Consider the following 14,517-nt stretch of genomic DNA (forward strand, 5'->3'; position numbering starts at 1 on the left):
AGGGTGCATAGCATGGGATTGTTTTCTATATTTTTCGGCGAAGGTACGATGATTAAAGGAATAGACCACGTAGCTATCATAGTAAGCAACATGGATAAATCAATAGAGTTTTATGGAAAGGTACTTGAGCTAAAGCTACACCATGACGGACGGGCGGAGGGTGGAAGTAAAAAATCGTTTCTGGGTACTAAATCAAGGACTTTAATAGCCCTGCTCGAGGATCAAGACCGGGGCAAGGAAGCGCCCGGGTTGGTACAGGCTGTTGCCCATGTGGCCTTCCGGGTCGACGATGTGGAAAGGGCGAGGGAGGTTCTTAAGGAGAAGGGAGTGGAATTCACCGAAGAAAAATCGGATGACGGGGGAAAGAAAAAGTCCTATCATTTTCTTGACCCGGATGGGCTGGAGTTGGAGATATATGGCGAAGTCGGACAAAAGGCGGTGTATTAATGTAATCCTAATTCGGCGGGGCTAGCGCTTTTTATTACTGTAGAGACGACTCGATGGGTCGTCTTCCCCAGGGTTGATTTTGGTGTAAAAACCAAGATGTGATCAAGCAGGCACTGTCTTGTTGAGTCACAACCAACGCAGGAATGCTTCTCACTTTTTTGTCAGAATGACAATTCTAGAAGGCTCATATTGTTGCAACCCTTAAACCTCAAAATTTGACAATCGGCCGGAAATTAGGCAAAAATTAAACTGTTTTTAATTTGGGAGGCATAATCATGCAGGCAGTTATAAGAACCGGAGGAAAGCAGTATAGAGTAAAACCGGGCGATGTGATCAATGTGGAAAAAATCAGCGGAAACCGGGGGGACACCGTTGAATTCAGCGAAGTGCTCATGGTTTCTGATGATGAGGGTGCAGTCAAGATGGGCTCTCCATTGGTCGATAATGCAGCGGTTAAGGGCAGAATTGTCCGTGATGAGAAGGGTAAAAAGGTAATTGTGTTCAAGTTTAAGCGGAGAAAAGGGTACAGAAGAAAGAAAGGACATCGTCAAGTTTATACTCGCATCGAGATAACCGACATTGTAAGCTAGGAGGGCAACATGGCTCACAAGAAAGGCGGAGGAAGCACTAGTAACGGAAGAGATAGTATCGGCAGAAGGTTGGGTGTGAAGAAATTTGGGGGGGAAACCGTAAAATCGGGCAATATACTGGTCAGGCAGAGAGGAACTAAATATCATCCGGGCAGAAATGTAGGCTTAGGAAGGGATTTTACATTGTTTGCGCTGGTTGACGGTACCGTCAAGTTTGAAAGGCTTGGCAAGGATAGAACCAGAGTCACGGTTGAGCCCGGCTCGTCCGGCTAAGATTTATTTTAATCATATTTGCCGAATCAATTATTTTTCTGTCGTTTTTATCTTTTGCTTGATAAAACCCTTACGCGGCTTATTAAAGGTTAAACCTTCCTCAATACTACTAAGGAGTTAACTGTTCTTCTCGAATTTGATGCTCTCAGATTTTTTGGAAACCTGTTCTTTTTTCTTTACTACTCAGATTTTACTTAGTATTATGAATAGGCCTGAATTCTCTCTTAGTTCAATGTGGATGCTAAAGAGAATCGTTTTGTTCGACGGACCTGTGCCGGATATTCTAATCGCTTTTTCAAACCGATAAGGGAGGCACTGAAGCATGGATTGGAACAGGGCAAGGGATTTTGGAGCCAAGGGCGGGATAATTTTAATCCTGGTTGTAGCCTTTATTTCCGCCTGCGTTTCAATCCTCAGCTCTTTTTTGTATTCCTCTCAGTTTCAAGACTATCAAGCCAGAGAAATCGAAAAGCTCTTTGACCAGGGAAGGGAATTTTCCCAGGTGGCAAAGGATATACTCAATGTCAGGTCGGATGTGGCCTACTTAAAGCTCCTGGATGAGAACGGAATCCTCAAAGAGAGCTTCGGTGGTGAAAGTGGGAAGGGGGTGAAGGAATTCGAGCTCCGCACCACCGCTGGGAACACGGTGATGCTGGGGCTTCGGGAGTCCGCGGATAAAAACGTAATCTTCTACTCTGCCCTCTGGAGCTTGCTCATAGGCGGAGCGCTTGCCGGAATTTGTTTTTTCCTTCTGGCCTTTCTTTCTTCGGACCAGAGCGTTTATCTGGAGAGACTGATTGCCGCCATGAAACGGGTCTCTCGCGGTGATTTTTCCACTAAGCTCGATGTCGATGAGTCCATGCTCGGCGATGTTACTATGACCAGGTTGTTCGAGGGCTTTAACCAGATGGTTGACTATCTGAAAAAGAAGGAAGACTCGATTAAAGAGGCCAGGGAGGCTCCGGTATTCCAGCCAACCGTGGTCGTTTCCGAGAGTCGGGAGAAAACAAAGCTCAGAAGGGTGGTTGCCTTAGTGGCGAAGATATCGGACTTTAAAAACCTCTCCAGCAAGCTGGACTCGGCAGAGTTTACCTCTTTTCTGACCGATTACCGAAGAACTGCCTCTACCATAATATCTGATTACGGTGGTGTAGTAGAAGCGCTACTCCAGGATGAAATCGTCGCTCTCTTCAACGTGCCCGATGAGCAGGAGAGGCCGGAGTTGAGGGCAATATGCGCGGCGGTAGAAGTGCTGCAACTACTTGCTGGTATGAGCAGGCAGAGAAAGATGGAGGGCAAGGATGCCATAAGCGGTAAGATCGGCATAGATGAGAAATCCATACCGTTTTACACCGAGTCCATTATTCCCCAGAATGTGAGAGAGGTAATTTCGTTAGCCCGGACAATTTCAGAAGGTGCCCCCCTATGGAAAGTCATAGTATCGCCCGATGTATATGAGAACGTCAGCAAGTACGTAGAGGTGAATAAGCTCACAGCCCCAAATGGGACCCTATTCTCCATCCTCGCCGTCGAGGAGGGGGCTGTCCAGTTGTAATTACGCACAATAGACCTTCCTATTTTATTCGGTAAGACATCTTTTTTCGTTCCATTATGTCGAGTTGGGGTTTTTGAACCTTTTCTTTTTGAGTGTTAAAATCTATTGTTTATGTCAGTGCCGGTATTATGACATAAAATATATCGACCTGCGCTTTTAGGATGAGTTCAACCATGGAGAGTATAAATCTTAAGGACCTAAGTCCCGATGAACTGGAGGGTTTTGTAGCCAATCTGGGAGAGAAGTCATATCGTGCCCGGCAGTTGGGAAAGTGGATGTATCAAAAAAGGACGACTTCATTCGACGATATGACCGACCTGCCCAAGGACTTCAGGCAAACCCTCGCCCAAGCGGCCTTTATATCTTCTCTCCGCCTGATCGAAGAGCGGGTTTCCCGGGACGGCACCAAAAAGTATCTCTTTGAGCTTTCCGATGGGAACCGGGTAGAAAGCGTATTAATTCCGGATGGAAAGAGGTCTACGCTTTGTATCTCTTCTCAGGTTGGGTGCGCTCTTGGTTGCACTTTTTGCCTTACCGGAAGAGTGGGGAGGATAAGGAATCTCAAGCCCTCCGAGATATTAGACCAGTTTCTCCAGGTGAGCGGTCTCAACCACGAACCGGTTACCAACATAGTTTTCATGGGTATGGGCGAGCCTCTAGACAACCTGGAAAGTACGGTAAGAGCATTGCAAACATTCACCCATCCCGATTACATCGGATTTTCTTCAAAGAAGATTACGGTATCTACTTCCGGCTTGGTTCCCAAGATCAGGGAGCTAGGAGAAAGAATCTCGGTAAACCTATCCGTCTCGCTAAACGCACCCAAGGATGAGTTGAGGGATAAGATCATGCCCATAAACAGAAAATACCCCATAAATAAGCTTCTCGAAGAGGTAAAGAGGTTTCCCGTGCCCAATAGGAAGCTTTTGACCTTCGAGTACGTTCTGCTCAAGGGCATAAACGACTCGGACCGGGATGCCAGAGAGCTAGGCGAATTGCTGAAGGGGATTAGGTGCAAGGTAAATTTGATCCCGTTTAATGAAGCCCCTCCGCTTTCCTATGAATCTCCCTCGGAGGAGAGGGTATTTCAGTTTCAGCGAATTTTAATAGCATATGGGCTCGACGTAAGGATAAGGAAGAACCGCGGCCGGGATATACTCGGTGCTTGCGGGCAGCTTGCGGCGACTTATCCAGTCGAGAAGGTGGCTAAACACTCAAGGTAGGGCGAGTTAATATGAATGGAGGTAAGTAATATATAAAGGACGCAAGATGCATGATGCACGAATAAATAACATGAGTCACGCATCATACATCGTTTGAATGAGCTCACGACGAAGTCTTGAATCGCCCGTTCGTGTGAATATGTTGATTAATGGGTAAAAATTCGACGAGACTAAAATGAAAGGTTCGGAAGTAAGGCAAAAATTTCTTGATTACTTTGAGGAAAGGGGACACACCGTCGTCAAAAGCTCCTCCTTAATACCCAAGAATGACCCGACTCTGCTATTCACGAACGCCGGGATGGTGCAGTTTAAGGATGTGTTCCTGGGGTTTGACATCCGCCCGTATAAAAGGGCTACATCGTGCCAAAAGTGCGTCCGAGCCGGGGGCAAGCACAACGACCTGGAGAACGTCGGATACACTGCCCGGCACCATACCTTCTTCGAGATGCTGGGCAATTTCTCTTTCGGAGATTATTTTAAGAGGGAAGCGATCAAGTTCGGGTGGGAGCTGATTACTAAGATGTATAAACTCCCCGAGGACAGGCTCTACGTCACCGTCTTCAGGGACGATGATGAAGCATTCGATTTATGGAGTGATGAAATCGGACTCTCCCAGGACCGCATTTTTCGTATGGGAGAGAAAGACAATTTCTGGGCGATGGGCGATACCGGTCCCTGTGGACCGTGCTCCGAGATCATAATCGACCAGGGTGAATCCTTCGGCTGCGGGAAACCAACCTGTACCGTCGGCTGTGACTGCGACCGTTATCTTGAACTCTGGAACCTGGTTTTCATGCAGTTTGAGAGGGATTCATCGGGTAAGCTGTCGCCGCTTCCCAATCCGAGCATAGACACCGGAATGGGGCTGGAAAGGGTTACGGCAGTTCTTCAGGGAGTCAGGAGCAATTATGAGACCGACCTCCTTCGCCCGATCATAGCCCGGGTTGAAGAGATATCGGATAAAGCTTATGGCAAGGATGCTTCATCCGACGTATCTATGAGGGTAATGGCAGACCACGCCCGCGCTGTAACCTTCTTGATCTCGGACGGAGTAATCCCTTCAAACGAGGGCCGGGGGTACGTGCTCAGAAGGATATTAAGACGCGCAGTACGCCATGCCCGGATGCTTGGTATCAAAGAGCCCTGCCTGTTTAATCTGGCCTACAGGGTAAAGGAATTGATGGAAGATGCCTACCCGGAGATTAGAGAGAGGCTTAGTTTTGTCGTGGATGTGGTCAAGAATGAAGAAGAGAGGTTTTTTGAGACGATTGACCGGGGATTGGAGCTCTTAAATGTGGAGATTGAAAAGCATAAGGGGGAGAGAATCCTACCCGGCGACGTGGTCTTTAGGCTTTATGATACCTTTGGTTTTCCGGTGGACTTAACCCAGGATATAACCAGGGAAAGCGGGCTTGAGCTCGACTATGCCGGGTTTGAGAAGGAGATGGAGAGACAGAGGGAACGGTCAAGATTGGCTTGGAAGGGTTCGGGTGACGAGGAGTTACTGCCGTTATACAAGGAGTTCATCTCCGGAGGGCTTGTGGTGAGCTTCACCGGCTACGATAAAACCAGCGATAGGGGCAGGGTTACTGCAATCATAAGCCAAGGAAGGCTTGTCGATAGCGCCAGTGAGGGCGACAGTGTAGAGCTTATAACCGATAAAACCCCATTTTACGGGGAGTCCGGAGGCCAGGTGGGGGATAAGGGAATCATAGAAGGCGAGTCCGGTGTGGTCGAGGTTGTCGATACCAAGAAGCCTTTTCCCAACTTTATAGTTCATCATGGGGTTATCAAAAAGGGAACGCTCTGGGTTGGAGACATGGTAGAGCTTCGAGTAGATGAAGGGCAAAGATACGGTGCTAAAACCCATCATACCACCACCCACATACTCCATGCCGTGTTGAGGGAGGTTCTTGGAACCCATGTTAGACAGGCCGGGTCCTTGGTAGCGCCGGAGAGGCTGAGGTTCGATTTTACTCACTTCTCGTCAGTCGACAACAAGACCATTCGCAAGATGGAGGAAATCATAAACGAGAGGGTCAGGTGGGATGACCAAGTGATCATCCAGACGGATGTTCCTTATGACCAGGCAATAAAGAGCGGGGCGATGGCCATCTTTGAGGAGAAATATGGAGACAGAGTCAGGGTGGTGAATATCGGCGATTACAGCAAGGAGTTGTGTGGCGGGACCCATTTGCATACGACTGGAGAAGCGGGTCTTTTCAAAATCGTGACCGAGACAGCTTCATCCGCCGGGGTCAGAAGAATAGAGGCTCTAGCCGGGGAATCCGCCTGGAGATTCCTGAAAAAGCAGGAAGAAACACTTATCGAGGCTTCTAACCTTTTACGGGTACCTCAGTCCGAGTTGGTCTCCAGGTTGAAGAAGATGGTTGAAGAAAATGAGAGGCTCAAGAGAGAACTCGAATCATTCAAAAGCAGGGCCATGACCGAGAAGGCAAAAGAACTCATCGACAGCGTGAGGGAGGTAAACGGCATAAGGGTTCTTTCCGTCGATGTCGGAGAGGCCGGCCCGGATGAACTCAGAAAGGTCTGGGATGACATAAAGACTGAACTCAGCTCTGGTCTTGCTGTTCTCGGAGGCAAGAGCGACGGAAAGGCCTTCCTTCTGGTCGGTGTCACGAAGGATTTGAGCAAAAGATTTCACGCCGGGAAAATGGTCAAGGAGCTGGCATCATACATTGGCGGAGGAGGCGGGGGAAAGCCGGATATGGCACAGGCTGGCGGAAATAAACCGGAGAATCTAGATAAAGCGCTTAAGAAGGCCTATGAAATCGTTAGCAGCACTTAGCTTTTCTACGAAAAGGAAAAGCTTATCTGCTGATTCCCTTCTTCTCCAATACATGCTTTATCTTCTTCAAAGCGGCATTCTCGATCTGTCTAACCCGTTCTCGGGAGAGGTTCAGTTTTGTGCCCAGTTCCTCGAGAGTTAGAGGATTATCTCGGAGAATTCTATTCTCTATTATGAAGCGTTCTCTGTCTTTGAGGGATTTCAAGGCGGTCTCAAGCTCGCTTTTAACCTTTTCTTCCTCTTCCGCTTTGGTAATTATCTCTTCCTGGTTTGATACTTCATCTACCAGGAAATCAAGGTGAGTTGTATCCACGCTATTGTTGAGTTCGGTATTAAGAGAAAGGTCCTTGCCTCCCATTCTCTGCTCCATTTCTACCACGGCCTCGTCGGAGACGCCGAGTTCCTCGGCCAGATTTTTATAATCCTCGGGGGTTAGATTTTCATCGGTAATATCCATCTTCTGTTTTGTGGAACGAAGCTTATAAAACAGTTTTCTCTGCGCCTGTGTTGTTCCAATCTTAACCAGGCTCCAAGTCCTGATTATGTAGTTATGGATGTAAGCCCTTATCCACCAGACGGCGTAGGAAATAAGGCGGTAGCCCTTAGTGGGGTCAAACCTCTTCACTGCCTGCATCAATCCTACATTCCCTTCCTGAATCAAGTCCATGGGGTTAAGCCCGTAGTTTTTATACTCATTGGCAATCTTCACCACAAACCTTAGATTTGAGGTTATGAGCTTACGAGCGGCCTTTAAATCCCCATTCTTTTTATACCGCATGGCCAGCTTATATTCCTCTTCCCGGCTGAGAATGGGATAATTGCTTATCTCGGCCAGATAGCGCTCCATGGATGTAGTCGGAGCAGGAAGTGCTTTATTAAAATATTCTTTTTCCTTTTTATCCTCGTCTGTCATTTTCAACCCTAAATTCCAAGCCTGGTCTATTACGCTTAGCGTTAATAATTAATTATACTATCCAACTAAGCCCCCCTATTCAACATTGATGAAGGGTGAGGGCTAAGGATTCAGGACCAAACTCACTTTTCCCCGTTTTTATTCGATTTTTCTCATATATGATGTTAAGCTGTTAAAATAAGGGTTTTAGTATGTCGATCAAGGCAAGCTTTTGTGAATAAAAGTTTAAGGGAGGTAGTAGATGACGGATAAAGTGGTAGAAGCAGGAGATACCGTAAAATTTAGCTTTGTGGGAAAGTTTGAAGACGGTTCCGTCTTTGATACATCGGATAAGCCGATATCGGTGGAGATTGGGACCGGTAAGCTCATAAAAGGGCTTGATAAGGAGATCATGGGAATGAAGGAAGGCCAGGAGAAAAAAGTGATGGTATCTCCTGAGGAGGGTTATGGCGAGGAAAATCCCAAGCTCGTAGGGGTGATTCCTTCTGAGGTTTTCAGGAAAAACAACATCGAGCCGGAAGTAGGAATGGTGCTCAAAACCCCGCAGGGCAACTGTCACGTGACCGCGGTCTCCGGTGATGACATAGAGGTCAACTTCAATCACCCACTGGCCGGGAGAAATTTAATATTTGATATCAAGATTGAGGAGATAATAAAGAAATAAAACTTTTCTCTGGACAAAGAGGGGATGGGCCAAAGAGCAAAAATTTGTTGATATCAGGCGGCTAGCTTTTATAATTTAAAGGGGTGCACGGATAGATGGATACTTTGCTAAGTATATGCATTGGAGTTGGGTTAAGCGCCGCATGCGGGTTTCGGATCTTTATGCCGCTTTTGATAATGAGCATCGCCTCTCTCTCTGGCCATCTTACTCTGGCTCCAGGCTTTGAGTGGATTGGGACATATGAAGCGCTGGGAGCTTTTGCCGTAGCTTCATTCCTGGAGATTTCCGCCTATTATATTCCATGGGTTGACAACCTGCTGGATTCGGTTGCCGTGCCGGCGGCAACAATTGCCGGGACGGTGGTGATGGCTTCTTCGGTCTCGGAGATGAGTCCGTTGCTACAGTGGGCACTTGCCGTAATCGTGGGCGGAGGGGTTGCCGGGACTATTCAGGGATTCACCACTATAACCAGGGTGGCTTCTACTGCTACGACCGGTGGTTTGGGAAATTTCGTGGTCTCCACCGCTGAGGCGGGCAGCTCAATTTTCCTCTCTATTCTGGCGATCTTTTTGCCCGCTATTGCAGCGCTAGCAGTTCTGGGGGTTCTCTATTTTGCGCTAAAAAAGATAGTAGGCTGGTTCATCGGAAGGAAGAGTCTTAAGTCATATCAGCGTAGTGAAACTACCTCTCCATCTCTTAATTAATAACCTTCCTCACCCTTCGTCGTAGTCTATCCTGAGAAAAGCCGAAGGACTCAGGGTGAAGGGATTTTAATGTGAGCTTTTCCCCCTTCATGGTGAGCCTTTCGGCTACTCTCAAGATAAACGGAGTTGAACCATGAGCGCATCGTCAGGACCAGGACAGGCTTCCCCTGTAAGGGGCGAAGGGATAATTGTCGTCATTGCCGCTTTGTTTTGGCGGCGAAGCAATCTCCTATTTCGGACAAGTTTGCATTCTTTCGTAGATTCAGAAGGGGTATCCGCCGAATTGATTTGTGGAAGAGCTAGAATGGTAAACCACAAGTAATCAACCGGATTTATATTAGCTATATGAGCTAGCCTATTTGTTTTATCAGTTTTTCTGCGGCCATTTCGCCGGAATGAACACAATCAGGGAGGCCAACCCCATAGTAGGCACCTCCGGCCAGGGCCAGACCTGGATATTTATCCACGCGGTTAAAGATTCGAGATACAAGCTCAAGATGACCTACATGGTATTGAGGCATTGAATTAGGATAACGTCGTAAAGATTCAAATACTGGGTCACCCTTAATTTGGAGTAATCGAGATAGCTCCTCATGCACTATCTCGGTCAGCAGGGCATCATCCCGCTCATATATCTCCGGCTGAATAGCGCCGCCGAGAAAGCATCTCAGTAGAGCAAACCCTTCCGGGGCACGTCCGGGAAATTTCACGCTGCTGAACGAGCAGGCTATTATGGAGCGCCCTTCCACTGCCGGCACCACAAATCCAAAACCATTTAATGGATGCAATATGTCTTTTCGCCTGTAGGCCATGTTGATTACGACGGAGGAGGCAAATTGAATCCCGGAGAGGTCCTCGGAGAGGGATCGATCAAAGCCCTTTACTAATTTTGATGCAAGGTTTGATGCTGCTGCGATGATAACCGCATCTGCGGAAAAGCCTTCTCCTTGGTCGGTTGTTACATGCCAATTACCATCCTTAAACTCCAAGTCTTTTACCTGCTTGGCTAGTTTTATCACCCCTTCGGGCAGATGCGAGGTGATGCTGTTGACCAGGGTTTCCATGCCGTCTCTTAAAGACATAAACAAGCTGTAACGGGCGCCGCTATCAGCTCTTTTTAGTTTTTTTGCCTTTTGTTGTTCATGGAGCATCGCCCTGATTATACTTCCGTGCTCTACTTCCATCTCCAAAAAGCGGGGCATTGTAGCGCGCATACTGAGCTTCTCCGGGTCGGCGGTGTAGATCCCACCAATCATCGGTTGAGCAAGGCGCTCTAGGGCCTCCCGTCCCAACCTGCGGATGACAAACGAAGCGAGGCTTTCATCGTCTTTATGCGTTTTGGCCGGGATAACCAGGTCCATAAGCATGCGCAGCTTCCCATGCCAAGAGAAGAGGGGTGATGTTAGGAACGGTTTGAATTGGGTGGGTGCTATCATAAAAAGGCCGTCCGGTATGGGAATTAACTCCCCGCTCCTAACGACGAAAGTGCGACGGTTTTTATCGTCGGTATTAATCAGTTGTGATTCCAGACCGAGCCGCCTGCACAAATCAAACGCCCAGGGTTTGGTGGTTATGAAAGAGTCGGGACCTTCTTCTATCAGGAACCCGTCTTTATTTTTTGTGGCTATGACACCGCCAACTCGTTCTCTAGCCTCGAGGAGAACTACGTCAAGAGATAGTTTTTTCTCGGAACCCAACTCAACTAGGCGATGTGCCGCGCTTAAACCGGCTATACCCCCGCCGATGACTATGATGCGCATGTATTTATATATTTAGCCATAAATTTATACCGGGAGATAGTCTTAAGCCGTCTCATGAGGTAAACGTGAACTATGGAATGAGATGATGCATGATACACGATCCATGACCCATTATGCATGATTCAAGATGCACGATATTTTTGTGTGTTTTATCCTGCATCCTGCATCCTGTATACTGCATCTTGTTTTAGATATCTTTCCACGACGTCTGCTAATGCCTCAATGAACTTGGGATCGTCGTTTACGGTGTTGGCCCGAAGTAAGGTGATTCCGACTTCCTCCGCAACTTCAGCGGCTTCGATGCCGATATCGTAGAGCACCTCTACATGGTCGCAGAGGAAACCGATCGGCTGAACCACTGCGTAGCTCACACCTTCTTTTGCCAGCTTGCGAAGCAGGTCGCCTATATCCGGCTCCAGCCACGGGTCGGTCGGTCGGCCGCTTCTGCTCTGGTAGCAAAGCGTCCATTGCACATGATTTATCTGCTCGGCAACGAGTCGACAAGAGGTTAATAGTTGCTGAACATACGGAGATTCATTTGCCATTGGTACGGGGATGCTGTGGGCTGTAAAGATGAGGGCGGAATCTACACGTTTATCCGCCGGGATTTGGGAGAGACATTCGGCAACACGGTCTGCCGAAGCCTCGATAAAAAGCGGATGGTCAAACAGCGGAGGGCTGTATTCGACATGCAGGCTCACGCCTGTTTTTGCCATCGCTTCCTCCACGTCGCGCTGATACCTTTCCCAACTGGCGTCGCATTGATGTGCGGCCATAATCATTCCGAGCACGTGCCTTACACCACTCTCGTACATTTTTTTTATCGTGTCCGAAAGGAAGGGATGCCAGTTTCTCATCCCTACATAAACCGGAATGGTGTGGCCACGCCTTCTTAGATAATCTTGAAGACCTTTCGCCTGCCTGAAGGTTAGTTCGTTAATCGGCGATTTGCCGCCTATGATCTCGTAGTGATGTGCCACCTCTTCCAATCTTTCCGGCGGAATCGGGCGACCGCTGGCGACGTAAGCCAAGAATGGTCTTATGTCTTCAGGCTTCTCCGGCCCTCCATAGGCGATCATGAGTATGGCATCGTATTTTTGGGACATTAAAGAAACTCCTCTAAACTCTGACTGAGATTATACCATTGAGTAGCTTTGTATTTTATATTAACTGACTCCGATGTGGGAAAGACCAAAAAGTTGTCATTCCCACATGTATTAGTGGGAATCCGGTATTATAGATTCCCGATTACTACATTCGGGAATGACAACTGTAACCAGGCTTGAATGTCTTCCTGTAAGAGACCCTTATATTCTTGAAGAATCTCCGCCAATGTTGCTCCATGAGCAAGCAGGTTCAGAATGTACTCGACAGTTAGGTGGGTTCCTCTTATTACCGGCTTTCCAGCCATGACTTTTGGATTTAAGGTAATTCGCTCAAGTAATTGCTGGTCATTCATAAGGGAAACCTAATAATTCGGGGTCGTTGATGGTGAATATACAATAATAAACAATCTTTTAAAGCAACGGGATTGGGCCGTATAAGAATTTGTTATCTTAACTTACTCGAATACTCGTGCACGGCGTCTACTAATGCCAGCACATTATCTACGGGCGTATTTGGCAAGATGCCGTGGCCCAGGTTGAATATATGCCCCGGACGCCCTTCTGCCTTTTCTAGGATATTTGTGGCTAGGCGCTTGATCACTGAGGGTTGAGCAAAAAGGGCAACCGGGTCGAGATTGCCCTGTACCGCCACGTCGTATCCTAATCTTGCCCAAGCCTCCTTGAGGTCTACTCGCCAGTCAAGCCCGATCACAAATCCGCTTCTACCTCCGCTCAGTACAGGTCGAGTCGAACTACCGGCCTCCTTCATCATGTCGAGCAAGGCTGAGGTGCCGGTTCCAAAGTGTATGACCGGTACCCCCGGCTCTATATTTTGCATGAGCCGATGCATGTGCGGAAGGACGAATTCCCTGTAGTCATCGGGTGAAAGACAGCCAACCCAGCTATCAAAAATCTGCACCGCATCCGCACCGGAGGATATTTGGCCGTTGACATAAGCGACTGTTGCCGAAGTCAGTTGCTCCATAAGAGCGTGCCACATGCCTGAATCGGAGTACATTAGTTTTTTAGTGTTTTCGTAGTTTCTGGAGCCTCCGCCCTCGATTACATAGGAGGCGACGGTGAAGGGTGCTCCGGCAAAACCGATGAGGGCGAGGTTAGGGTCGAGCGCCCGGCGGGTGATTTTCACCGCATCATAAACAAATTGCATGGCATCAGGGTTAAACTCGGCCAAACTGTCAACGGCTTTACCCGAACGCACCGGCTTTTTAATCCTGGGACCGTCACCCTTTGAAAATTCGAGCTCTATCCCAAGTGGTTCGAGAATTAGAAGAATATCGGCAAATATAATGGCGGCGTCTACTGCCAGCCTTTCTGCCGCACTAAGCGTCACTTCGGCTGCCAGTTCCGGGGTCTTACACAGTTCTAAAAACGGCACCTTGGAGCGGAGTTCGCGATATTCGCGGAGAAATCGGCCGGCTTGACGCATCAGCCAGATCGGGGTGTAATTCGTGGATTCGAGACGGCAGGCTTTCATGAATACGGAATCGCGGGTGATTGCGGCCGTATCTTGACCTGGAGCTGCCCAAATCATGTCCACCCGACGCCAGCGATTGGTGTCTACCCCATTTTCGTGGGCTATTCTTTTCTTGTGCACTAGCGCCTCTCCGCGACGGGCCATCTCTCTCACCAGATTACCCATTTTCGGGCTATTAGGCTCGTAATCAGCGGAGAGCCCCACCTCGCGAAGAGCCTGTGTAGTGGTCGGGCCTATTGAACCAATAGCCACCCGCATAAATCCATTACGAAGCGTTTCTTCTAATCCTTCCATATTTGCAACCTGTATAACGTGGTGAACCTGCTGGGAGCTGGTAAAGAGTGAAATGTCAATCTGCCCTTCAACAATGGAGCATATGGCATTACGGAGCGGAGTCAGGTCTTCGGGTAGAGCCCAGCGGTAAACCGGAACAGGGGTAACCACCGCCCCGCGTTCTCTTAACCCGTCTAGTAATTCTCTATTCGAGATGCCGTATTCTTGTACCGCAATGCGCTTTCCCTCTATTGAAAGCTCGCTGTCGATGATGGCTAGAATGTCCCGCCAGGTGTTTGGCTCGGGAACGAGCACCTGGGGCTTGAGTCCCATCTCTCGAAGCGCGGCCACCGGTTTGGGCCCACGTGCTACTATAGTTGTGTTACCTAGTGCTTCGATGAATCTTTCATGCGAGTATTTCGTGGAGATGACGTCTGCCAGGGTGCGAGTACCCACTCCGGTAAGAAGAATGACTATATCCAGTTTCTCCTCAAATAAGTCCTCTGCAAATGCCAGCGCTTCGGTCGATTCCGAAAGCGGGACTTCGCGCATGGACGGCGCCACCAATGGGATTCCGCCATGATAGGATATTAACTTCTCAATCTCCTTGGCCCGGCGGCTTTCAAACGCCACAACCCGGAGTCCGTTAAAGTCGTTGGCCATTTTTTATGCTTGTGTTGAAGATATATGGAATTCTGTTTTTTA

Annotated in this window: 13 protein-coding genes; 8 read left to right on the forward strand and 5 right to left on the reverse strand. The window is 48.3% G+C overall.

The window, feature by feature from the left end:
• Positions 1-12 precede the first annotated feature (12 nt).
• From VNN20_04135 to alaS, 6 genes are all read left to right on the forward strand, one after another.
• Positions 13-447, forward strand: a complete 435-nt coding sequence (locus VNN20_04135; protein HWP91373.1) for a VOC family protein — start codon at positions 13-15, stop codon at positions 445-447.
• A 275-nt stretch (positions 448-722) separates the two neighbouring features.
• Positions 723-1,037 (forward strand): 50S ribosomal protein L21, encoded by a 315-nt coding sequence (gene rplU, locus VNN20_04140; GenBank protein ID HWP91374.1) that lies wholly within the window; start codon positions 723-725, stop codon positions 1,035-1,037.
• Positions 1,038-1,046: 9 nt separating this feature from the next.
• Positions 1,047-1,310 carry a 50S ribosomal protein L27 gene (gene rpmA, locus VNN20_04145; protein HWP91375.1) on the forward strand — a complete coding sequence of 88 codons (264 nt, stop codon included), beginning with the start codon at positions 1,047-1,049 and terminating at the stop codon, positions 1,308-1,310.
• A 322-nt stretch (positions 1,311-1,632) separates the two neighbouring features.
• Positions 1,633-2,865, forward strand: coding sequence for a hypothetical protein (locus VNN20_04150; GenBank protein HWP91376.1), 1,233 nt, complete (start codon positions 1,633-1,635; stop codon positions 2,863-2,865).
• 173 nt (positions 2,866-3,038) lie between these two features.
• Positions 3,039-4,088, forward strand: a complete 1,050-nt coding sequence (rlmN, locus tag VNN20_04155; GenBank protein HWP91377.1) for a 23S rRNA (adenine(2503)-C(2))-methyltransferase RlmN — start codon at positions 3,039-3,041, stop codon at positions 4,086-4,088.
• 175 nt (positions 4,089-4,263) lie between these two features.
• Positions 4,264-6,897, forward strand: a complete 2,634-nt coding sequence (alaS, locus tag VNN20_04160; protein ID HWP91378.1) for an alanine--tRNA ligase — start codon at positions 4,264-4,266, stop codon at positions 6,895-6,897.
• A 22-nt stretch (positions 6,898-6,919) separates the two neighbouring features.
• Here the strand turns inward: alaS and rpoH are convergent, their stop codons facing one another.
• On the reverse strand, positions 6,920-7,810 hold the full coding sequence (gene rpoH, locus VNN20_04165) for an RNA polymerase sigma factor RpoH (protein ID HWP91379.1): 891 nt from the start codon (positions 7,808-7,810) through the stop codon (positions 6,920-6,922).
• A gap of 241 nt (positions 7,811-8,051) precedes the next feature.
• Here rpoH and VNN20_04170 point away from each other — a divergent pair, with 241 nt between their 5' ends.
• A complete protein-coding gene (locus VNN20_04170; GenBank protein ID HWP91380.1) occupies positions 8,052-8,474 on the forward strand; it encodes a peptidylprolyl isomerase in 423 nt (140 codons plus the stop codon).
• A gap of 95 nt (positions 8,475-8,569) precedes the next feature.
• Positions 8,570-9,178 carry a DUF4126 domain-containing protein gene (locus tag VNN20_04175; protein HWP91381.1) on the forward strand — a complete coding sequence of 203 codons (609 nt, stop codon included), beginning with the start codon at positions 8,570-8,572 and terminating at the stop codon, positions 9,176-9,178.
• Between the two features lie 350 nt (positions 9,179-9,528).
• On the opposite strand, the gene hemG is transcribed toward VNN20_04175, so the two are convergent.
• The 4 genes from hemG to hemE all read right to left on the reverse strand — a co-directional run bounded on the left by hemG (position 9,529) and on the right by hemE (position 14,475).
• The gene (gene hemG / locus VNN20_04180) at positions 9,529-10,938 is read right to left on the reverse strand and encodes a protoporphyrinogen oxidase (GenBank protein ID HWP91382.1); all 1,410 of its coding nucleotides are present in this window, start codon (positions 10,936-10,938) and stop codon (positions 9,529-9,531) included.
• Positions 10,939-11,087: 149 nt separating this feature from the next.
• A complete protein-coding gene (hemH, locus tag VNN20_04185; GenBank protein HWP91383.1) occupies positions 11,088-12,044 on the reverse strand; it encodes a ferrochelatase in 957 nt (318 codons plus the stop codon).
• Positions 12,045-12,172: 128 nt separating this feature from the next.
• Positions 12,173-12,397 carry a DUF433 domain-containing protein gene (locus tag VNN20_04190; GenBank protein HWP91384.1) on the reverse strand — a complete coding sequence of 75 codons (225 nt, stop codon included), beginning with the start codon at positions 12,395-12,397 and terminating at the stop codon, positions 12,173-12,175.
• A gap of 92 nt (positions 12,398-12,489) precedes the next feature.
• Entirely contained in the window at positions 12,490-14,475 is a 1,986-nt protein-coding gene (hemE, locus tag VNN20_04195; GenBank protein ID HWP91385.1) for a uroporphyrinogen decarboxylase, read from the reverse strand.
• Between the last annotated feature and the right edge of the window lie 42 nt (positions 14,476-14,517).

The organism is Thermodesulfobacteriota bacterium, assembly GCA_035559815.1.
Classification (GTDB): Bacteria; Desulfobacterota_D; UBA1144; order Nemesobacterales; family CSP1-2; genus DATMAT01.